Annotated in this window: 19 protein-coding genes; 11 read left to right on the top strand and 8 right to left on the bottom strand. The window is 73.5% G+C overall.

Features of this window, described 5'->3' with window-relative positions:
• Nucleotides 1–277: 277 nt before the first annotated feature.
• Nucleotides 278–424, top strand: coding sequence for a hypothetical protein (locus tag PV796_RS29910; protein WP_274916603.1), 147 nt, complete (start codon nt 278–280; stop codon nt 422–424).
• A gap of 497 nt (nt 425–921) precedes the next feature.
• On the opposite strand, the gene PV796_RS29900 is transcribed toward PV796_RS29910, so the two are convergent.
• From PV796_RS29900 to PV796_RS29890, 3 genes are all read right to left on the bottom strand, one after another.
• Nucleotides 922–1,533 (bottom strand): TetR/AcrR family transcriptional regulator, encoded by a 612-nt coding sequence (locus tag PV796_RS29900; RefSeq protein ID WP_274916601.1) that lies wholly within the window; start codon nt 1,531–1,533, stop codon nt 922–924.
• 77 nt (nt 1,534–1,610) lie between these two features.
• Nucleotides 1,611–3,263, bottom strand: coding sequence for a class I adenylate-forming enzyme family protein (locus PV796_RS29895; RefSeq protein ID WP_274916600.1), 1,653 nt, complete (start codon nt 3,261–3,263; stop codon nt 1,611–1,613).
• The gene (locus PV796_RS29890) at nt 3,260–4,033 is read right to left on the bottom strand and encodes an SDR family oxidoreductase (protein ID WP_274916598.1); all 774 of its coding nucleotides are present in this window, start codon (nt 4,031–4,033) and stop codon (nt 3,260–3,262) included. Before PV796_RS29890 ends, PV796_RS29895 begins: the two co-directional genes overlap by 4 nt.
• A gap of 230 nt (nt 4,034–4,263) precedes the next feature.
• On the opposite strand from PV796_RS29890, the gene PV796_RS29885 reads away from it, so the two are divergent.
• Together PV796_RS29885 and PV796_RS29880 are read left to right on the top strand one after the other, a co-directional pair.
• The gene (locus PV796_RS29885; RefSeq protein WP_274916597.1) at nt 4,264–5,520 is read left to right on the top strand and encodes an exo-beta-N-acetylmuramidase NamZ family protein; all 1,257 of its coding nucleotides are present in this window, start codon (nt 4,264–4,266) and stop codon (nt 5,518–5,520) included.
• Nucleotides 5,521–5,605: 85 nt separating this feature from the next.
• Nucleotides 5,606–6,934 carry an MFS transporter gene (locus PV796_RS29880; protein ID WP_446750637.1) on the top strand — a complete coding sequence of 443 codons (1,329 nt, stop codon included), beginning with the start codon at nt 5,606–5,608 and terminating at the stop codon, nt 6,932–6,934.
• Between the two features lie 19 nt (nt 6,935–6,953).
• Here the strand turns inward: PV796_RS29880 and PV796_RS29875 are convergent, their stop codons facing one another.
• Nucleotides 6,954–7,994, bottom strand: a complete 1,041-nt coding sequence (locus PV796_RS29875) for a LysR family transcriptional regulator (protein ID WP_274916595.1) — start codon at nt 7,992–7,994, stop codon at nt 6,954–6,956.
• Nucleotides 7,995–8,187: 193 nt separating this feature from the next.
• On the opposite strand from PV796_RS29875, the gene PV796_RS29870 reads away from it, so the two are divergent.
• The gene (locus PV796_RS29870) at nt 8,188–8,763 is read left to right on the top strand and encodes a hypothetical protein (RefSeq protein WP_274916594.1); all 576 of its coding nucleotides are present in this window, start codon (nt 8,188–8,190) and stop codon (nt 8,761–8,763) included.
• A gap of 72 nt (nt 8,764–8,835) precedes the next feature.
• Here the strand turns inward: PV796_RS29870 and PV796_RS29865 are convergent, their stop codons facing one another.
• Nucleotides 8,836–11,658, bottom strand: a complete 2,823-nt coding sequence (locus tag PV796_RS29865; protein ID WP_274916593.1) for a penicillin acylase family protein — start codon at nt 11,656–11,658, stop codon at nt 8,836–8,838.
• A 251-nt stretch (nt 11,659–11,909) separates the two neighbouring features.
• Between PV796_RS29865 and PV796_RS29860 the strand changes: the two genes are divergently transcribed.
• The 3 genes from PV796_RS29860 (at nt 11,910) to PV796_RS29850 (ending at nt 15,671) form a co-directional block, all read left to right on the top strand.
• Nucleotides 11,910–12,524, top strand: a complete 615-nt coding sequence (locus PV796_RS29860) for a hypothetical protein (protein ID WP_274916592.1) — start codon at nt 11,910–11,912, stop codon at nt 12,522–12,524.
• An 80-nt stretch (nt 12,525–12,604) separates the two neighbouring features.
• Complete coding sequence (locus PV796_RS29855; protein ID WP_274919301.1) at nt 12,605–13,336, top strand: 3-keto-5-aminohexanoate cleavage protein; 732 nt, start codon at nt 12,605–12,607, stop codon at nt 13,334–13,336.
• An 892-nt stretch (nt 13,337–14,228) separates the two neighbouring features.
• Nucleotides 14,229–15,671, top strand: coding sequence for an amidase (locus tag PV796_RS29850; protein ID WP_274916591.1), 1,443 nt, complete (start codon nt 14,229–14,231; stop codon nt 15,669–15,671).
• A gap of 73 nt (nt 15,672–15,744) precedes the next feature.
• On the opposite strand, the gene soxR is transcribed toward PV796_RS29850, so the two are convergent.
• Nucleotides 15,745–16,269: a redox-sensitive transcriptional activator SoxR gene (gene soxR, locus PV796_RS29845; protein ID WP_274916590.1), complete on the bottom strand. Its 525-nt coding sequence runs from the start codon at nt 16,267–16,269 to the stop codon at nt 15,745–15,747.
• Nucleotides 16,270–16,400: 131 nt separating this feature from the next.
• On the opposite strand from soxR, the gene PV796_RS29840 reads away from it, so the two are divergent.
• Entirely contained in the window at nt 16,401–16,862 is a 462-nt protein-coding gene (locus PV796_RS29840) for a MaoC family dehydratase (protein ID WP_274916587.1), read from the top strand.
• Between the two features lie 21 nt (nt 16,863–16,883).
• Here the strand turns inward: PV796_RS29840 and PV796_RS29835 are convergent, their stop codons facing one another.
• Complete coding sequence (locus tag PV796_RS29835) at nt 16,884–17,507, bottom strand: TetR/AcrR family transcriptional regulator (protein WP_274919300.1); 624 nt, start codon at nt 17,505–17,507, stop codon at nt 16,884–16,886.
• 263 nt (nt 17,508–17,770) lie between these two features.
• Here PV796_RS29835 and PV796_RS29830 point away from each other — a divergent pair, with 263 nt between their 5' ends.
• The gene (locus tag PV796_RS29830; protein WP_274916586.1) at nt 17,771–17,965 is read left to right on the top strand and encodes a DUF6191 domain-containing protein; all 195 of its coding nucleotides are present in this window, start codon (nt 17,771–17,773) and stop codon (nt 17,963–17,965) included.
• Here the strand turns inward: PV796_RS29830 and PV796_RS29825 are convergent.
• Nucleotides 17,962–19,146 (bottom strand): acyl-CoA dehydrogenase family protein, encoded by a 1,185-nt coding sequence (locus PV796_RS29825; RefSeq protein ID WP_274916585.1) that lies wholly within the window; start codon nt 19,144–19,146, stop codon nt 17,962–17,964. The genes PV796_RS29830 and PV796_RS29825 overlap by 4 nt on opposite strands.
• A 90-nt stretch (nt 19,147–19,236) precedes the next feature.
• Here PV796_RS29825 and PV796_RS29820 point away from each other — a divergent pair, with 90 nt between their 5' ends.
• Both PV796_RS29820 and PV796_RS29815 read left to right on the top strand, forming a co-directional pair.
• Nucleotides 19,237–19,875, top strand: coding sequence for a TetR/AcrR family transcriptional regulator (locus tag PV796_RS29820; RefSeq protein ID WP_274916584.1), 639 nt, complete (start codon nt 19,237–19,239; stop codon nt 19,873–19,875).
• Nucleotides 19,876–19,951: 76 nt separating this feature from the next.
• Nucleotides 19,952–20,944: an urea transporter gene (locus tag PV796_RS29815; RefSeq protein WP_274916583.1), complete on the top strand. Its 993-nt coding sequence runs from the start codon at nt 19,952–19,954 to the stop codon at nt 20,942–20,944.
• Nucleotides 20,945–20,965 lie beyond the last annotated feature (21 nt).

Raw genomic sequence — 20,965 nt, 5'->3', positions numbered from 1 at the left:
TAGAAGCGGCCGATGGCGCGGTCATGCACCGGCCGCTGAAGACCACGCCACGTAAAGACCCCCGCGACGGGGCGAACGTCCGGGGGCGTGGCCATCAACCGCTTGGAGGTTGACGACGGTGCTGCACACTATCCGAGCGATCTTCGGATCGCTGGTGAGTCGGTTGCTACCAGCCAGGGGGCGTCATCGGTCCGTCGACGCACCAACGACACCGGACGCCCCCACCCTCACGCTCCCCCACCTCCCCACCGCACAAGGGCCGTTGCGGGGTGAGGACGTGGCGTTCCTCCGTCCGTACGTCCTCATCCCCGAGGAGCGCCAGGGGCGGTGGTTGCCGCGTGCCCGGCGGCGGGCGTTGTGGCTGTCGTCGTACGGCGTCGAGGCGGGGCCGCGTTGGAATCACGGCGTGGAGGTGGGGTGCTGATGCCTGGCTTGGGCCGCCCCGTCCACCTGTCGGACCCTACGGCGAAGCCTGAGCCTCGGCCCGTTGCTGGGTGCGACGTGTGTGGGGCGCTGGACCGCCAGCGCTCGCGCGCGCGAGCGACCGGGGACCACTCGAAGGTGACCGACTGCAATGTCGAGATGCGTGACCACCCTCATGGGAAGGCGGTGCGCTGATGGGCGGGAGGCGGTGGTGCTGGCAGGTGGCTAAAGGGGGGAACCGGCACGTCAGGCGTCGGGAGCCGCACCGTCAACTCGACGTCTGGCCCTGGGACTTCAGGGCCGGTACCGCGTGGGTGGATGAGCCGGCCGACGAAGAGTGGAGGAGATGTCGTGCCGTCTCGACGCCTGCGTCGACGCCGTACGAGGCGCGGTCGGTGAAGCGTCGGGACCCGTAGGGCGCGGTCGAACAGTCCCCGTAGGGGTCGGGCGCGCCCCCTGTGGGGCCACAACGGGGGCTGGGGGTGGGGGTATTCCCGCTTAAGGGCGCAGGGCGCGCAGCAGGAGGTCGGCCAGGTGGTCGGCGACCTGGTGGGGGGTGAGGGGGCCGTCCTCGCGGTACCAGGTGCCCAGGTGGTGGACGGAGCCGAAGTGGTAGTCGACGACCAGGTCGGCGGGGACGTCCGCGGTGAAGACGCCGGTGCGCTGGCCCTCTTCGACCAGGGCGCGGAACCGCTCGTGGTAGCGGCGCCGTTCGGCCCGCACCTGCTTGTCCTTCTCCGGGCTCAGGTGGTGCATCGAGCGGAAGAAGATCTTGGTGTCGTCGAGGTTCTGGAGGGTGGTGACCACCACGTCCGCGGCGGCGTCCCGCAGCCGTTGCGCAACCGGCGCGTCGGCGTCCGCGAAGTGGTCCAGCCGCTCCTGCTGGAGTCGCAGCACCCGCCCGTAGACCTCGTGGAGCAGGTCCTCCTTGGAGCCGAAGTAGTGGTACAGCGCGCCCTTGGTGACGCCCGCCGCGTCCACGATCTCCTGGACGGAGGTGCGGTCGTAGCCCTGCTCCGCGAAGAGCCGGGTGGCGGTGGCCAGCAGCCGCCGCGCCACCGGCTTCGCCGTGCCGTTGCCACCGCTGGTGCCGCCCTTGTTGCCGGCCATCGCCCTCACCCGTTCCTCAACGTTCCTCAACTGCGTCGGCCCTGCGCGCCGGACGCCCGTCCGTCGTCCGCCGTCGGTCAGCCGCGCCCGCGCAGTTCCCGTCGGAGGATCTTGCCACTCGTGGTCTTGGGGAGCTCCGGCAGGACCTCCACCACGCGGGGGTATTTGTACGCGGCGAGCCGTTCCCGGCAGTAGTCGGTCAGCTCGTCGGGGGCGCAGGAGGCGCCCGGGCGCAGGCTGACGTACGCCTTGACGGTCTCCCCGCGGTAGGCGTCCGGCACCCCGACCACGGCCGCCTCGCGCACCGCGGGATGGCCGTAGAGGACGTCCTCTACCTCGCGCGGCCACACCTTGAAGCCGGACGCGTTGATCATGTCCTTCTTGCGGTCGACGACGTAGAGCCAGCCGTCGCGGTCCATGAACCCGATGTCGCCGGTGCGCAGTTCGCCGCCCGGGATGGCCTCGGCGGTGGCGTCCGGGCGGCGCCAGTAGCCGGGCACCACCTGGGGGCCGCGGACGGTGATCTCGCCCTGTTCGCCGAACGGCAGGTCGCGGCCGGCCTCGTCGACGATCCGCACGACGGTGTCGGGGGCGGGGACGCCGACCGCGAGGGTGCCGGAGGTCTTGTCGACCGGCGCCCGCATCCCCGGCGGGACGGAGGCGCAGGGGGCGGTGCACTCGGTCAGGCCGTAGCCGTTGTGGAGGTAGCGGCCGAAGGCGGTGCGGAAGGTCTCGACGAGGGCGGGCGGCAGCGGGGCGCCGCCGGAGCTGAGCACCCGGAAGGAGGCGAAGTGCTCGGGGGTGGCGTCCGGGTGGGCCATGAGCGCCATGAAGGCGGTGGAGGGGCCCACGGTGAAGGCCGGGCGGTGCTCCCGGAAGGCGTCCAGGACGGTGCCGGCCTCGAAGCGGTAGGCCAGCGCGAGGGTGCCGGCGCCGGCCAGGCAGGCGGCCAGTTCGCAGACCATGCCGGTGATGTGGAAGAGCGGGGCGAGCGCGAAGTAGGCGGAGCCTTCGGGGAGTTCGAGGCCGGTGCGCTGCCGTTCGGCGTTGTGACTGATGTTGCCGTGGGTGTTGGTGGCGCCCTTGGGGGTGCCGCTGGTGCCGGAGGTGTAGCTGATGAGCGCGATGTCGGTGGCGGCCGGTGCGGGGACGGCGGGGGCCGGGGCGCCGGCGCGGGCCGCGGTGAGCAGGTCGTCGGCGCCCTTCTGGGGGCCGGCCGGTTCGGTGGGCAGCACCCGGGGGTCGCCGCGGGTCTGCAGGCCGCGCTCGTCCGCGGTCAGCGCGACGGTGACGGACGGCGCCTCGGCGGCGGTGGCCCGCAGGAACGCCGCCCAGGTGCGGTCCGCGCAGATCACCGCGGTGACCTCGGCGTCATCCAGGACGTGCCGGGTCTCGGCCGCCTTGTACATGGGGTTGACCGGGACGACCACGCCGCCGGCCTTCCAGACGGCGAGCACGGCGAGCACGTAGTGCGGGGTGTTCTGGAGCATCACCACGGCGCGGTCGCCAGGGCGCAGGCCGCGGGCGGCGAGGTGGCCGGCGAGGCCGTCGGAGAGCGCGTCGGTCTCGGCGTAGGTGAGGCGGCCGTCGAAGTAGGCGAGCGCGGTGCGGTCGGGGGCGCGGCGGACCGCGGCCCGGAAGGCGTGCAGGGCGGAGGGCGGCGCCTGGACGGGGGCCCGTTGGGCGTCGGTGAGTTGGGCCAGCCACGGCTTGTCCTGGTAGGTGGTCACCGGGCCTCCTCGGCGCGCGCCTCCAGCTTCTGTTGGAGGTGGTTCATGCCGGTCAGCCAGCGGTCCGGGTCGGTGGACCGGGTGGTGTAGTAGTCGGCGACCTCGGGGTGCGGCAGGACCAGGAAGCGGCCGGCGTCCATGGCCGCGAAGAGGGCGTCGGCGACGGCGTCCGGTTCGATGGCGGTCGGGGTCAGCACGAGGTCGCCGGCGGCCCCGGTGGCGGCGAGCAGGTCGGTGCGCACGCCCTGCGGGCAGATGGCGTGCACCTCGATGCCGCGGTGGCGGTAGGTCAGCGACAGCCACTCGGCGAAGGCGTAGGCGCCGTGCTTGGTGACGCTGTAGGGGGCCGCGGCGACCATGGTGAGCAGGCCGGCGGCGGAGACCGTGGAGACGAACCGGCCGCTGCCGCGCGCCAGCCACTCCGGGAGCAGCTCGCGGGCCGCCCGGACGTGCGCCATGACGTTGACGTCCCAGGCCAACGCCCAGTCGTCCTCGGGGGCTTCGGGGCCGCCGCCGGTGCCGACGCCGGCGTTGGCGCAGAAGACGTCGATGGTGCCGCCGAGCGCCTCGCGGGCCGGGCCGACGACGGCGGAGGCGTCCCCGGGGACGGCGAGCGCCCCGATCTCCTCGGCGGTCTTACGGGCCTTGGCCTCGTCCAGGTCGTTGACCACGACCCGGGCGCCCTCGGCGACGAACCGGCGGGCCAGTGCGGCGCCGATCCCCCCGCCCGCTCCGGTCACGACAACGCCCTTGTCCCGTACGGCTGCCACGCTGCGTCTCCCTCGGTCGCCTGACTTCACCGGGTCACCGGCAGGGGCAGACTAACCAGTCGGTATGTCCGAGCGGAAGACTCCTTTTCGACGCGGAACCACCGGTGTTCGGCCGTCGGGCAGGGGACGCACCGGTCCGGTGCGGCCGGGCGCGTTCCGCACCGGGCCGGTGGGCGTTAGCGTGCGCACGACACGTATCCGGTCGGCGACCGATCACGAGAGGTGTGCGGATGGCTCTGTCGAGACGTGTTCTGTTGGGGCACTTGGCGGCGGGCGGGGCGGCGGCGGTCGGCGCGGACCCGGCGCAGGCCGCGCCGCGGGTGGGCGTCCTGCGGGTGCGCACCGGCTTCGACCACCTGGCCGCGGACGGCTACCGCCTGTTGGACGGCGAGCGGGTCGGCATCGTCACCAACCCCACCGGCGTCACCCACGACGTGCGGCACATCGTGGACGTGATGCACGCCGACTCCCGGGTCCGCCTCACCGCGGTCTTCGGCCCGGAGCACGGCTTCCGGGGCACCGCGCAGGCCGGCGGCTCCGAGGGGCGTTACCGGGACCCGGCCACCGGCCTGACGGTCTACGACACCTACGACAAGACCGTCCGCGAGCTGACCGGCATCTTCGCCCAATCCGGCGTGGACACCGTCCTGTTCGACATCCAGGACGTCGGTGCCCGCTTCTACACCTACATCTGGACGCTCTACGACTGCATGGTGGCGGCCGCCGTGGCGGGCCTGCGGTTCGTGGTGCTGGACCGTCCCAACCCGGTGACCGGGCGGGCCGCGACCGGCCCGGTCCTGGACCGGCGCTTCGCCTCGTTCGTCGGCCGGGAGCCGATCGCGCAGGCGCACGGGATGACGGTGACGGAGCTGGCGCGGCTGTTCAACGGCGAGTTCGTGCCGCGGGCCGCCGGGCGGCCGGTGGAGCTGGCGACGGTCGCGATGACCGGCTGGCGGCGCGCGGACTTCTTCGACGCGACCGGGCTGCCCTGGGTGCCGCCCAGCCCCAACATGCCCACCCCCGACACCGCGCTGGCCTACGCCGGCACCGGCCTGTTCGAGGGCACCAACCTCTCCGAGGGCCGGGGCACCACCCGGCCCTTCGAACTCCTCGGCGCTGAGGGCCTGGACCGCCGGTGGGCTCAGGCCGCGGGCGAACTCGACCTGCCCGGTGTGCACTTCCGGGAGGCGTACTTCGTGCCGACCTTCTCCAAGTTCCAGGGCAAGACGGTCGGCGGGCTGCAACTGCACGTCCACGACCGGGCCGCCTTCGACCCGGTGCGGACCGGCGTCGGCCTGCTGGTCACCGCCAAGCGGCTCTGGCCGCACTTCGCCTGGCTCGCCGACCACTTCGACCACCTGGCGGGCACCGCCACCGTCCGCACGATGATCGACGCGGGCGCCGGCGCGGACGAGGTGGTGGGGGCGTGGCGGGCGGAGCTGGCGCGCTTCCGGGCGGTGCGGGAGCGGTATCTGCGGTACCGGTAGGCGGGGGCCGGCGCCCCATCTCGGCATCCGGGACGGGCCGTTGTGTCCCTTGACTGCCCTGAACACCGACCGTGAGAGTGCGCAGGTGCACACAGAAGCGACAGCAGCAGCGGAGGCGGCCGACGAGCCGACCGGGGAGCCGGCCGACGGCGAGCGCCTGCGGCGGGTGGCGGTGGCCTCGTTCATCGGGACGGCCATCGAGTTCTACGACTTCTACATCTACGGGACCGCCGCCGCCCTGGTTCTCAACACGGCGTTCTTCCCGACCCTCGACCCGGTCAACGCCACCCTGGCGTCGTTCTCCACCTACGCGGTGGCGTTCGCCGCCCGGCCGCTGGGCTCGGTGGTCTTCGGGCACTTCGGCGACCGGGTGGGCCGGAAGTCGGTCCTGGTGGCCTCGCTGCTGCTGATGGGCCTGTCCACGGCGTGCGTCGGGCTGCTGCCCGGCTACGGCACGCTGGGCCTGTGGGCCCCTTTGCTGCTGATCCTGCTGCGCTTCCTCCAGGGCATCGGGCTCGGCGGCGAGTGGGGCGGGGTGGCGCTGCTGGCGGTCGAGCACGCGCCGCGCGGCCGCCGCGGGCTGTACGCCGCGTTCCCGCAACTGGGGCCGTCCGTGGGGTTCTTCGCGGCGACCGGGGTGTTCTGGCTGCTGTCGGAGGCGATGAGCGACGCGGCGTTCCGGTCGTGGGGCTGGCGGGTGCCGTTCCTGCTGTCGTTCCTGCTGGTGGGGGTGGGGCTGTTCGTCCGGCTGAAGATCAGCGAGACGCCGGTCTTCGCGCGGGTGTTGGACGCGCAGGAGGCCAGCCGGGTCCCGGTGCTGGACGTGTTGCGGCGCCATCCGCGCCAACTCCTGCTGGGCGCCGGCGGGATGGTGATCGCCTACGGCCTGTTCTACACCGCGACGACCTACTGCCTCTCCTACGCCACCGGCACCCTGGGCATCTCCCGCACCACCATGCTCGGCCTGTCGCTGGTCGCCTGCCTGTTCCTGGCCGCGGGCACCTGGTTGGCGGCCACCCGCTCCGACGAATGGGGCCGCCGGAAGCTCGTCCTGGGCGGCTCGGGGCTCGCGGTGGTGTGGGGGCTGGCCCTCTTCCCGCTGCTGGACACCCGACAGCCGGTGCTGATCGCGCTGGGCATCGGCGGCGCGCTGTTCTGCATGGGCGTGGTCTACGGGCCGATGGGCGCCTATCTGCCGGAGCTGTTCGGGGCCACGGTGCGCTACTCGGGCGCCTCGCTCGCCTACAACCTCGGCGGGGTGCTGGGCGGGGCGGTCGCGCCGCTGGTCGCCACCCGGCTCCAGGCGGCGTTCGGCTCGGCGTCGGTGGGCTGGTACGTGAGCGCGATGGCGCTGGTGTCGCTGGGGTGCGTGCTGGCGCTGCCGGAGACCCGGGAGCGGGAACTGCTCGGCTGAGCCGGCCCGTTGGGGAGGGTCAGGGCCGCAGCCACCACCGCTCGCTCTCCCAGGACAGCGCCTCCCACAGCCGGTTGAGGGGGTGCTCGGGGCCGTAGGAGGCCCGTTCGCCGCGCCGGGTGAAGACGCCGACCAGGACCTCCGTGCGAGGGCCGACGTCGCCGGTGACCTCCAGGGTGCGCAGCCCGTCGGCCTCCGGGAGGTGCCCGTCCGACGCGGCCTCGCCCAGGCCCCGGGTGACCAGCATCGCGCCGCTGACCACGCCCGAGCGCAGCAACTCGAAGCCGTAGTGCGCGGCCTCGATCTCGGCCGCGACGGTCAGCCGCTGGCGGTAGTCACTGCCGTACCAGGCGGTCAGGAAGCGGCCGATCAGCCCGCCGGTGGAGACCACCAACGGCAGCCGCGGCAGGTCGCGGGCGTGCACGGTGCCACCTGGCAGCCGTTCCGGCGGGAGGTTGGTCAGCAGGGCCAGTCCGGTGCGCCGCCACTCCAGCACCTCGAACGGGGCGAGTTGGGCGGCCTCCTCGCCCTCGGTGACCACGACGCTGCCGCAGACCAGGTCCAGTTCCTTGGAGCGGAGCTTGGTGAAGAGGTCGCCGGTGCGGACGTGGGTGATCTTCAGGTCGACGCCCTCGCGGTCGAAGTCCTCGCTGACGTACTCCACGGCGTCCAGGAGGAAGCCGAGGGTGTAGCGGGTGGTGCCGACGGAGAGCGTGCGGCCGAGCCGGCGGCGGGCGTCGTGGACGCCCTCGGTCCAGGCGCCGAGGGTGTGCCGGGCGAGATCGACCAGCGCCTCGCCGGTGGCGGTGAACAGGGCGTCCCGGCCGCGGCCCTGTTTGCGGACCAGTTCCTCGCCGCACAGCGCCGCGAACGTGCGGTTCATGGTGTCGAGTTGCTTCTGCACGCTGGATTGCTCACGGCCCAGCCGGCGGGCGGCCGCCAGCGCAGTGCCCGTCTCGTGCACCGTGATCAGCGTGCGCAACTGGTCCATCGTGGTGTCGAGCAGCCCCGACGGGTACTGCTGCGGAATCGGATGTGGCTGCGGACCGGACACGACCATGGCCCTACTCGCTTTCCCTTCCCCCGAATTCAGGAATGAGCAGCATAGCCGCACCCGAAAACTGCTCCGGAGATCACCGGGGATTATCTGCGGATTTCTTCCGGAAGATGCTGGATGCGTTAGCGGTACCCGTGGAATGGTCGGGGCAATCCCGAACCACGCAACAACGTTCTTCACAGGGGGAGTTACGCTCGTGAGTCATTCCCAGGCCGCCCTTAGGCGGCCCGGTACCCTCGTCGCCGCCGTGGCCTGCTCGGTGGCATCGGCGCTGGCCGCTTTCGCCGGCGCGCTCGTCGTCCTCACCCGGGGCCGCGGCCTCGCGGCCGAGAACATCGAGCAGCTCATCCGGGACGCCCCGGAAGAGGTCGGGCTGCGCGTCGGCACGACGCCCGCCGCGTTCAGGGCGATGTCCGGCCCCCTGTGGGACGGGCTGGTGGACGACCGCTCCAGCACGTTGCTGGCCCGCGGCGTACTGGCCGCGGTCCTCGGGCTGTGCCTGCTGGTCTTCGGCCTGTACGCCGGGCAGGGCGCCGTCTGGGCGCGGGTGTTGGTGACCGTCTGCGCGGTGCTGGCGGCGCCGATGCACGCCCTCGTCTGGTGCGACCACGCGCCGACCGCGCTCCTGGTGCCGACGCTGCTCGCGCCGGCGGCCGCGCTGGCCGCCGTGGTGCTCGCCTGGTTGCCGCCGGCCGGGCGTTATGCCGCGCAGCGCAAGGAACGGAAGCGGAATGCGGCGGTGCCACAGCCGACCGGGGCGGTCTCCGCTTAATCCACGGAAAACGGAGGGGAATTGGCGCGGCCCCGGGGTGCGAACACCCCGGGGCCGGGCCCTTACCCGCGCCTACCTATGGGCGGGGAATTCCACCACCTGCTGATAGGTGGGGCGGTTCTGCCAGGTCATCTTGGCGTGGGTGAGGCCGCCCACCGCGCGGTGGACGATGGCGTCGGCGCACCACTGGTCGCCGGCCTTGCAGTTGTCGTCGCCCGGGTAGACCTGGGCGGCGGTTTTGGCGTTGGCCTGTTGGAGGGTGGCCAGCAGGGTGTCCCGGCAGGCGGACAGGTCGCCGTTGCCGCAGTAGCGGGCGGCGAGCGGCCCCTGGACCCGGTCGCCGAGCACCGCGCGCAGGTCCTTGTCCACGTAGGACCACCAGCCGTACTGGAAGGCCGAACCGGCGTGCGCCCCGGTGGGGCCGTGGCCGGCCGACGGGGACTCGTCGATGGCGAGGTTGGCGCCCAGTGCGCCGTACAGGTCGGCGCCCAGGCCCGGTTGGAAGACGCCCTTGACCATCAGCGGCCACCAGGCGTCCATCAGTTGGACGGCGTCGGCGTGGGCGTAGGTGCCCGAGCCGGGGGTGGTCTCGCGGCGCTGGGCGCCGTCCCTGCGCCAGGCGTCCAGCCGCTGCACCGCGGTGCGCAGCGCGGGGTCGGCGATCGGCTTGCTGCCCAGGACCCGCAGCAGGTCGGGCAGGACGTCCTCGCCGCGCAGGTCGGTGAGGGCGGCGTCGGCCATCGCCCGGGTCAGGGCGGCGCGGGTGACGCCGCCGTCCTTGGTGAGCGCGCGGACCCGGTCGTCCAGGAGGTTGGCGCGGTGCACCGAGCCGTTGCCGAAGCCGGCCGAGTCGTAATCCTTGGCCTGCTTGTTGTTCCAGGAGACGTAGTAGTCCTGGTCGATCGACTGCGGGTGCTGGGCCGGCGGGGTGTAGGCGGTGGTGTTGGTGGCGGGGTCGAAGTCCTTCCACTCGTAGGCCGGTTCGGCCCGGACGGGCAGCGCGGGGTCGACGTCAGGGTTGCGGACGGGGTTGAGGCCGCTGTTGTAGTACGCGATGTCGCGGGAGTCGGCGTAGAACCAGTTGAAGGCGTATCCGATGTGCGCGGCGGCCCGCTGGAAGCTCTTGGCGTCGCGGACGTAGGAGGGGTCGTTGAGCATCTGGAAGCCGATGATGGAGTCGGCCTCGTGGCGGTAGGTGGAGCGCAGCGCGGCGTAGGCGACGGGCTTGCCGTCGACGGTGGCGCGGTGGGTGACGATGCCGTACTTGGTGCGGAAGACCTGCATCCGGTAGGAGCCGGCCGCGGTGGGGTCGGCGATGGTGGGCTTCCAGGAGGTGGTGCGCTCCAGCTTCTCCATCGGCAGGCACCGGCCGTGGTAGCGGTACGAGATGGACTCCTTGGTGGGCGTGGAGCCGTCCGCGTTGCACAGGTCCAGGGCGTAGGTGTCGGTGATGTCCTGACCGGCGGAGGTGGCGCTCCAGGCGTAGTCCTGGCCGCGACCGAGCTGGACGTACATCCCGACGCCGGCGAACGAGGCGCCGCGGGCGCTGATGCCGGGCCCCTGGATCTCCTGGAGCATCAGCAGTTGGGGCGCGAAGTAGCCGGTCTGCGGGCCGAAGACGGCGACCGGGTGGCCGCTGGCGGTGTGCTTGCCGGAGACCAGCAGGGCGTTGGACATGCCGCGGTGCTGGGTCGGGTCGAAGCTCCCCTTGGGCAGCACGCCGTCCTTGAAGAGCCCCTCCAACTTCCGGTACTTCTCCGGTGCCTTGACCGGGTCCCGGGGTGGGGTGGCGCTCTTGGAGGCGGCGGCGCCGGTGCGGTCGAAGACCAGCGGCTCGGGGGTGACGCTGCCGGGGTCGGGCAGGGCGGTGCCCCGGGCCTTGGCGGGCTTGACGGCGTAGGGGAAACTCTGGCCGTCGTGCAGGGTCTTGACCGCCTCGGGGTCGTTCCGCTCGCGGAAGGACTCCCAGACCTCGGTGCCCTTCTCCAGGCCGTACTTGTGCTGGGCGGAGAGCAGGGCGAGGGCGGACGGCACCTCTCCCCCGCCGCCGTTGCCGAAGAGGCCGCCGACGACGGAGGCCAGGGCTATCAGGTCGGTGAGTTTGAACGGCTGGATCTCGCCGGCGTTGGTGATCGCGTCGACGTGACCGGTGACGACGTACTCACCGGGGAAGTAGCGGCCCTTCTTGGACTGTTCGCGGTAGGCGTTGATGCCGTCCACGTACGCCTGGGCGTCGGCCATGGCCTGTTTGCCACGGGCGCCGTTGTCGTCCCGGATGGCGTCGACCTGCGCCTGGAGGTCGGCCTCGGTGTACGGGGCGGAGGGCCAGAACTGTTGCTCCAGGCCCTGGTTGGCGGGGGCGCCGCCGGCGAACGAGGTCAACTCGCCGCGCCCGATGTGGCGGAAGAGGTCCATCAGCCACAGCCGGTCCTGGCCCGCGGCGTAGCCGGCGCCGTACTCGGTGCCGTAGCGGGTGGTGCCCTTGATGTGCGGGACGCCGGTCTTCTTGTCGCGGGTGATGGTGACGTCGGGGCGCGGTGTGCTCACCGAGCCGACCTGGTCCTTCGGGACACCGAAGGAGGCGTCGTTGTAGAAGTCGGTGAGGGTGGCGTCGGTGAGCGAACGGTAGCCGCCGGCCAGGGCGTTGTAGGGGGCGATCTGGTCGGTGGTGTGCGGGGGATGGGTGCCGAACAGCTTGTTGCCGAGGATCTGCACCAGGGTGGCGTTGCCCGTCGCGCCCGGCGGGAGGATGTCCGCGCACTGGCCCTGACAGTAGTCCTCGGAAGTCTGCGGTGCGGCCGCGGCCGCGGTGGGGGGCGGTGCCAAGAACGTGGCACCCAAGGCGAACAGGGCTGCCGTGGCGGCGGTCCTGAGCCTTCCGGTACGTCGTCGCATTCCTGCTCCTCGAAGAGGTCCCTGCTCGCCACGAGCTCGGGGAGGCTGCGCCGGACGTTACCGTCGGTTACTCGTTACCGGAAGATGAACAACAGTCACCTTTTCGTATTCCCCACCGTGGGCAGGAGGTTGGGGCCGGACACCCCGGCACATCGCCACCCAAAACCGCAAGAGAATTCGATGGATCCGGGTGGCGGCCGGTTACGTCCATTCCGTGTCCAGTCGGGATCCTCCTCGGAGGTGGAAGCATCATGGCCAGTTTCAGAGCCCTCGCAGAACAGGTCCGCAATCCGCGCCTCGCCACCGTTCGGCGACGCACCGCACTGCGCAAGTGCCTTGAGCGCTTCGCCCCTTACGGGCACCGCGCCACCTGGCACCACCTGTGCACCCGGGCCGGGTTCACCACACAGGACCGCGATCCGGATCCGGCGCGGCTGATGGCCGCGCTCGCCGAGCTGGAGGAGGCACGCGCCCTCTGGCTCGCCTACGAGCAGGAGTTCGCGGCCCGCCGCCGCCGCGAGAAGCACGAGGGCATCCGCCAGCCCAGCGCCCTCGACGACTGGCACCGCCGCACCTGGGGCGGCTGCGACATCGTGCCCTGCGCGTCCCCGCAGCGGCACCCGGCGGCCCGCCTCTCCGAGGTGCTGCGCCGCATGATCGCGGCGATGGAGGCGGGCACCCCGCGCCACGACTGCCCGGTCTGCGGCGGCACCGGCTTCGCGTGGGTCCCCGGCCAGGACGGCTGCCCGGCGAACGGCCCGGCCTGCCGGGACTGCGGGGCGCTCGCCCCGGCGTCCGTCCTGACCCCCGAGGCGCTGCACACCGCCGCCGCCCTGGCCGGCGGGCGGGCCTTCGCGGCGGCCTGACCCCCGCTCCGCGCGGCACCGCACCCCCCTCCCACCGCGGAGTGTCAGACCCGCCTGCCATCATCGAAACCATGCTCCAGATGCTGCAGGTGTGTCTCAACGGCCCCCGGACGGCGGCCGATTCTGGTGCGGTGCCGCTGTCGCCGGCCGCGCTCGCCCAGTCGGCGCGGCGGGCGGTCGCGGCCGGCGCCCAGGACGTCCACGTCCACCCCAAGACCCCGTGCGGGCAGGACTCCCTCTCGCCGCGGGTGGTCGGCCCGGTCCTTGAGGCGATACGGGAGGCGGTGGACGTGCCGGTGGGCGTGACGACCGGCGCCTGGGCCGAGCCGGACCCCGAGCGCCGGGCCGAGCGGATCGCCTCCTGGACGGTCCTTCCCGACCATGCCTCGGTCAACTGGCACGAGCCGGGCGCCGATGCGGTCGCCGCCGCGCTGCTGGCGCGCGGCGTCGGCGTCGAGGCGGGCATCTGGGCCGGCACGGCGGCCGCCGCCCGCTTCGCCGCCTCCCCGCTGGCCCCGCGCGTGCTGCGGGTGCTGGCCGAGGTCATCGACGACACCGACCCCCACTCCGCGCCCCGCACGGCCCGTCGGCTCCTCGCCGAGCTGGCCGAAATACCGCACGGCCGCCCGGTGTTGCTGCACGGCCAGAACGGCGGCGCCTGGCCGGTGCTGCGACTGGCCGCCGAGCTGGGTCTGGCCAGCCGGATCGGCATCGAGGACGCCCTCGCCCTGCCGGACGGCTCACCGGCGCCCGACAACGCCGAACTGATACGCCACGCCCTCGCGTTGACGGGTCCCCTCCCGGCCGCCTGACCGCCCGGCACGGCCCGCTCCGCCGCACGCCCGCCCTCGGTCACCCCCGCGCCGTCACGCCTGGCGGGACGGGGCCGCCGGCGCGTGACGCCCGCCGCCCCCGCCGTCCACCTCGCCTTGGGCCAGGCGTGGGGCTGGCGCGTGTTCAGGCCGTCGCCAAAGGGGCGTTGGGGCGGCGCTCCGGCGCGATCGACCGGAAGCGCGTCGGCCGCCGCCACCCCGGCGCCGGCGCCCTGTCGTATGCGCGCAGGCGCCGATCGCGGTGACGGGCGATGCTTCCCGGCCATTGTTGATCGGCCGCGCGACGCGTGTCCGCCCCTTCAATGAGGGCGGATTCGCCCCCGTACCAACCTGTTTGTGCAATCTGTTCGGCGCCTCACAGGTCGGCGCGCCCCACGGCCGGCGGCTCACCGTCTGCCCCCGCCCGGTCCGCCACCCGGTCCGCCAACGGTGCCCTCGGTCCGCCGGTCGTCAACGCCGTTGCGGGCGCACGGATCGTCCGCCGGCCTCCGCGGCCCGGCGCTCCGCGCCACCTCACTTCCCCACTTCGCCCTCAGGGTCGGCCTGTTGGTGGTGGGGTTCGTCGCCCATGAGCCGATCCGCCCCGTCGCTCCCGGGCGCCACGAGCCCCCGCGCCCGAGGGGCCGCCGGCCCGTCGGCGCCGCCGGTGACGGCCGGCGCGGAAGGGACCGACCGGTGAACCCCGCCGCGCCGCCCTCGTGATCGTCGTCTGGCCGTGGCTGGCCGTCCCGCGCACGGACGGCCTTTACGGGGCGGCCGGGAAGCTGACACAACTGTTCAGGGGCCGATCGCCGGCGGACCGCCCGGCGCCGGCCCGTTCCGCCGATGCGGCACCCGGGCCGCGCCGGCACCGACGAGAGGGTGGCCGTCCATGGCCGAACTGCACGACCTGACCGCGCTCGAACAGGCCGCGAGGATCCGGTCGGGGGAGCTGTCCCCGGTCGAGCTCACCGAGCACTACCTCGCGCGGATCGAGCGGCTGGACGACACCCTGGGCGCCTTCCTCACCCGCACCCCGGAGCTCGCCCGCGAGCAGGCCGCCAGGGCCGAGGCCGAGGCCACCGCGGCTCGCCGCGAGGACCGCGCGCTGCCGCCGCTGCACGGCGTCCCGGTGCCCGTGAAGGACCTCACCCGGGTCGCCGGGGTGCGCTGCACGATGGGCTCGGCCGCCCTGGCCGACCATGTCCCGGACACCGACGACCACGTCGTCACCGCGCTGCGTCGGGCCGGCACCGTCATGCTGGGCAAGACCAACACCCCCGAATTCGGCCTGCCTTGCTACACCGAGAACCGGCTCGCCCCGCCCGCCCGCACCCCCTGGGACCCGGAGCGCTCGGCTGGCGGCTCCAGCGGCGGCGCGGCCGCGGCGGTCGCCGGCGGCCTGGCGCCGGTCGCGCACGCCAGCGACGGCGGCGGCTCGATCCGCATCCCGGCGTCCTCGTGCGGGCTCTACGGCATCAAGCCCAGCCGCGGCCGGATCAGCGGCGGCCCGCTGCTGCACGACGTGACGGGCCTGAGCACCTCGGGCCCGCTGGCCCGCACGGTCGCCGACGCGGCCGCGCTGCTGGACGCGATGGCCGGCACCCGGCCCGGCGACCCGTACACCGCGCCCCCGCTGCCGCCCGGCGAGACCTTCGCCGACCAGGCCCGCCGGGACCCGGGACGGCTGCGGATCGGGGTGCTCACCCAGGCCCCGCTCCCGGACACCGCGGTGCACCCCGACTGCCGCACCGCGGTCGCCAAGACCGTCGCCCTGCTCGGCAAACTCGGCCACCACACCGAGGAGTTGACCCTCCCGGCGGACGACGAGATCCTGCACGCCTTCACCCGGGTCTGGTCGGTGATGGCCGCCAACCGGCCCGTCCCGCCGGGCGGCGAGGAGCTGCTGATGCCGCTCTCCCGCCATCTGCGGGCCCGCGGCCGGGAGGTCTCCGGCACCGCCTTCGCCGGCGCCCTCTACGCCTTCCGGAGGCTGGCGCAGACCCTCACCGACGACCTGCTGTCGCCGGGCACCGGCTACGACGTGATCCTCTCCCCCACCCTGGCCGCGCCACCGGCGCCGGTCGGCGGGCTGCGCAACGACGCCGATCCGCAGGCCGAGTTCGCCGCGGTCGGCCGCTTCACGCCGTTCACCGCCTTCTACAACGCCACCGGCCAGCCCGCGGTCAGCGTCCCGCTGCACTGGAACGAGCAGGGGCTACCGATCGGCGTCATGCTGGGCGGCCGCTACGGCGACGAGGCCACCCTGATCGCGCTCTCCGCCCAGTTGGAGGCGGCCCGCCCGTGGGCACACCGCAAGCCGCCCGTGTGGTGACCGGTCGGCCGGAGGGCGCGGGCGTGCCCGTCGGGGCGGCGCCGCGACGCCGCGGAGATCCGCCAGAAGCGCCCTAGCCGCGCCCGTCGGGGCGGCACGTCCCGGTGTCGGCGCGCTGCTCCGGCGCCGGGTCCGTGGCGCGCCGGTCCACCCGCAACCGGCGGGCGCCCGGGCCCTGTTCGCCGAGGTTGTCGTCGGGGTTGGACAGCGCGCAGCGCGACAGCGAGAGGCAGCCGCAGCCGATGCAGTCGGTCAAGTGGTCGCGCAGCTCGACGAGTTGCTTGATCCGCTCGTCGAGCTCGGTGCGCCAGACCTCGGAGAGCCGAGCCCAGTCCTCGCGGTTGGGGGTCCGCTCGTCCGGCAGCTCCGCCAGCGCGTCCCGGATCACCGCGAGCGGGATGCCGACCCGTTGGGCGGCCCGGACGAACGCGACCCGGCGCAGCGTCTCGCGGGTGTAGCGGCGCTGGTTGCCGGCGGTGCGGGTGCTGCTGATCAGCCCCTTGGACTCGTAGAAGTGCAGGGCCGAGACGGCCGCGCCGCTGCGTGCGGAGAGCTGGCCGACGGAGAGCTCATGGACCTTGAACGGGATCTGGGGCACGCCGTCAACCCTACGACCTCGTGCGGCCGGCCCCGGGGCGGTCCGTGGCGGGGCGTTGACAGCGGGCAGCCGCCCTCGCATGCTGAGCAAGCGCTTAGAAATGCTGCTGAGGCCGAGGAGGCGGACGACGAATGACTGAGCCCCGGGTGTTCGGGTCGGTGGAGGAGCTGCGCGCGGCGGTCGGCGAGGAGCTGGGCCCCAGCGACTGGCTGGAGATCGACCAGCGGCGGATCGATCTGTTCGCGGACGCCACCGGCGACCACCAGTGGATCCATGTCGATCAGGAGAAGGCCGCGGCCGGCCCGTTCGGCACCACCATCGCGCACGGCTACCTCACGCTGTCGCTGCTGCCGGTCCTCGTCCCGCAGTTGCTGCGGGTGGACAACGTGAAGATGGGCATCAACTACGGCACCAACAAGGTGCGTTTCCCGGCCCCGGTCCCGGTCGGCTCGCGGCTGCGCGCCCGGGCCACGGTCGCGGAGGTCGCCGAGGTGACCGGCGGGGTGCAGCTCACCACGGTGGTGACGGTCGAGCGGGAGGGCGGCGAGAAGCCGGTCTGCGTGGCGGAGTCGGTCAGCCGCTTCCACCTGTAGCCCGGGGAGCCGGGGCGGCGGTCAGGCGGGCCCGCCCACCATCCGCAGCACGAGGTCGGCGTAGAGCGCGCCGACCTCGTCGGGCGTGCGCGGGCCCGCCGCGGAGAACCAGCGCGCGACGTCCACGCAGAGCGACAGCACGGCCAGGGTGGTGCCGGGGACGTCGTCCACGGAGAACTCCCCGCTGTCCGCGCCGTCCTGGATGATCTGGCGGAGCAGCCGGTCGGTGCGCCGGCGCAGCCCGGCGACCTCGGCGTAGTGCTCCTCGCTGAGCGCCTGGAGCTCGTACTGGATGACCCGGGCGGTGGTGTGGTGCTCGGCGTGCCAGCGGGCGAAGGTGCGCACCGCGTCGCGGAGCCGGTCGGTGGCGCTGCCCGGGGCCTCGGCGGCCGCGGCCATGATGTGCAGCGCCTTCTCGTGGCCGATGCCGCTGATGCGGTAGAGCAGCTCCTCCTTGGTCTTGTAGTGGATGTAGAGGGCGGCCGGGCTCATCCCGGCGCGGCCGGCGATGTCGCGGGTGGTGGTGGCGTGGTAGCCGCGCTCGGCGAACGCCCGGACGGCGGCGCCGACCAGTCGCCGCGCGGCGTCCGGGGTCACCCCGGACCACTCGTCGCCCGCCTCCGCCGCCCGCTCGGCCGCACCCATCGCCGCTCCCCGTTCCTCGATCCGCCAGGCCCGCCAGGGGCCTTCCGCTGCTCGGCCGTCCACCATACCGCGCCGCTGAGCAAGCGCTTAGGGGTCGGGCGGGACCGGGGTTCTTGGGGCGGGGCGGCGTCGGGGCGGTCCGGCCCGCGCGGGAGTTGACCGGATCCTCCGGCCCGCGGTGAGCCGGTCCCTTTTCGGGCGCCTGCTTACACTTGACGCCGGGGGACGGGTCGGTCCGAGCGGATCACGCCGAAGGGGGCGCCGTGTTCAACGTCGTGGAAGAGCTGTTCGCACCCGGCCGTAAGCGCGCCGACGAGGAGCGGCAACGGATGTCGCTGGTGGTGGACGACGTCGGCGACGGGGACGCCGGTGACGGGCCGATAGACCTCGCCTCCGGGACCGTCGTCATCACGATGCGGGCACCGCGGCCCCCAGCGGACCCGGCGGACGGGCACTAGAAGGCGGAGACCCCGGTCAGCGCGCGGCCGATGAGCAGCTTCTGGATCTGGCTGGTGCCCTCGTAGAGGGTCATCACCCGGGCGTCCCGCAGCAGTTTGCCGACCGGGTACTCGTCGATGTAGCCGTAACCGCCGAAGACCTGGAGGGCGTTGCCCGCGGCGCGCACCGCCGCCTCGGAGGCGAACAGCTTCGCCTTGGACGCCTCGGTGGCGAACGGTTCGCCGCGGTCGATCAGGTCGGCCACCCGCCAGGTCAGCAGCCGCGCCGCGTCCACGTCCACCGCGATGTCGCTGATCAGCTCCTGGACGAGCTGCCGGCCGGCGATCGGGGCGCCGAACTGCTCGCGCTGGCCGGCGTATTCGAGGGCGGCGTCCAGCGCGGCCTGGGCGATGCCGACGCAGCCGGCGGCGACCGACATCCGCCCCTTGGCCAACGCGGACATCGCGACCGAGAAGCCCTTGCCCTCGGGGCCGAGCAGGGCGGCGGCCGGCACCCGCACGCCCTCCAGGACGAGTTCGGCGGTGGCCTGGCCGCGCAGCCCCAGCTTGCCGTGGATCGGGCGGCGGGTCAGGCCCGGGGTGTCGGTGGGTATCAGGAAGGCGCTGATCCCCTTGTGGCCGGGGCCGCCGGTCCGGGCGAAGAGCAGGACGACGTCCGCCACGGTGCCGTTGGTGATGAACATCTTGCCGCCGTCGATGATCCAGTCTCCCCCGCTCCCGGCTCCGCCCGAACGGGAGGCGCCCCCTCCGGCCCGCACCGCGCGGGTGGTCAGGGCGGCGGCGTCGGAACCGGTGCCGGGCTCGGTGAGGCCGAAGCAGCCGAGCGCCTCGCCCGCGGCGAGCCGGGGCAGCCAGGCGCGCTTCTGCTCCTCATCGCCCCAGGCCGCGAGGGTCTTGGCGACCAGCCCGAGCGAGACCGAGACGATGCCGCGGACCGCGGAGTCGCCGCGCCCCAACTCCTCGGTGACCAGGGCGTAGGCGAGGTGGTCGCCGCCGGAGCCGCCGTACTCCTCGGGGAGGGTCAGCCCCAGGAAGCCGAGGTCGCCGAGCTTGCGGACGATGCCCGGGTCGACGCGTTCGGCGCGGTCCCAGTCCCTGGCGTGCGGGGCGATCTCGCGGGCGGTGAAGTCCGCGGCGAGCCGGCGCACCGCGGTCTGCTCTTCAGTGAGCTCCAGGTTCATCTCGGGCCCCTTGTCGACGGGAACGGGAGCGCACGGGGCGCATTAATTAGCACTGCTAGTTTCTTGTCGGCAGCCCCTACTATGTGCGGCATGGCCCGACCCCGCAAGCCCCTGCTGAGCCGCGAGCGCATCGTCACCACCGCGCTGGCGCTGATCGACGCGGAGGGGCTGGCGGCGCTCTCCACCCGGCGGCTGGCGGCGGAGTTGGGGGTGAGCGGCCCCTCCCTCTACAACCACTTCACCACCAAGGACGAGATCCTCGACGCGGTGGCCGACACCGTCATCGCCCAAGTCGACGTCTCCACCCTGGCCACCGGCGCCGACTGGCGGGCCGGCCTGCTGGACTGGGCCCGCTCCTACCGCGCGGCGCTGGCCGCCCATCCGCACATCGTGCCGTTCCTGGCCCAGGGCCCGGGCCGCCGGCCGGCCGGGCTGAAGATGGCCGACGCGGCGTTCGGCGGCATGGTCGAGGCCGGCTGGCCTCCGGCCCTGGCCACCAAGGTGTGCGCGATGGTGCGGTACTTCGTCGCCGGCTCGGCTCTCGGCTCGTTCGCCCGCGGCTTCGTGGACGACCCCGGGGCCTACGACCCGGCCGCCTATCCGCACCTGGGCCAGGCGCACTTGCTGGCCGAGCACCAACGCCGGGTGGACGAGGGCGCGTTCGAGGCCGGGCTGCTGGCGCTGGTGGACGGCCTGGGCCTGCACCACCCCGAACTGGCACCTGGCTGAGGCGATTTCAGGAAACGCATGTACAGTGCACCAGTCCCTGGCGGGCAGGGACGATGTGTGTCCTGCGGAGGCGGAAATGCGCCAACCCAGCACGGCCGAGGGCGGGCCGGTTGCGAAGAGCTTCGACGTGTCGACGACCCGCTGGGGGAGAGGACTCGCGGCGGTGCTGCGCGGCCAGGCACAGGTCGACTTCCTGCCCAGCGCCCTGGCCGGGTTGGTGTTCTCCGTGGCGCTGTTCGCCGCGGGCTGGCAGTACGGCCTCTACGGGCTGCTCGGCGCGGCCGTCGGCACCGGCACCGCGCGGCTGCTGGGCGTGGACCGCGGCCGGATCGCGGTCGGGCTGGAGGGCTTCAACGCCTGCCTGGTCGGCGTCGCCTGTGCGGTCTTCCTCGACGCCGACCACCTCTCCACGCTGCTGATCGCGGTGGCCGCCAGCGCGGCCGTGACCGTCGTCACGGCGGCCGCCGCACGGGTGTTGGGGACCTGGGACCTGCCCACCCTCACCCTGCCGTTCTGCCTGACGGCCAGCGCGCTGACCGTCGCCGCGCCCGGCTTCCAGCGCGTCTGGCACCTGACCGACGATCTCGCCGCGCTGCCCAGGACGGCGTCCGGGCCGACCGCGCTCAGCCTCACCGACCTCTGGCACGCCTTCTTCACCAACATCGGCGAGATCTTCCTGATGCCGCAGTGGTACGTCGGCCTCATCTTCCTGATCGGCATCTTCCTGGCCGACCGCCGCCTGGGCCTGCTGGCCTGCGCCGGCAGCGCCATGTCCATCGCCACGTCCTGGGCGCTCGGCGCCCCCGCCGACCAGGTGCGGCAGGGCCTGATGGGCTACGACGCGGTGCTGGTCGCCATGGCGTTGGGCGGGGTCTTCCTGGTCACCGACGCCTGGAGCGTGGGGTACGCGATGGTCGGCGCGGTCGCCTCCACCGTGCTCAGCCCGGCCCTCGGCGCGCTCTTCGCACCGTCCGGCGGGCACGCCTTCACCTGGCCGTTCGTGCTGGTGGCGCTGGTGTTCCTGGCGGCCGCGCCGGCCTTCCCCCGGCTGCGCCGGGCCGCCGGCTGACGCGCCGGGCGCCCGGCCCGG

The organism is Streptomyces sp. WZ-12, from assembly GCF_028898845.1.
Lineage (GTDB): Bacteria > Actinomycetota > Actinomycetes > Streptomycetales > Streptomycetaceae > Streptomyces.
This window is presented reverse-complemented; position numbering and strand designations above follow the sequence as displayed.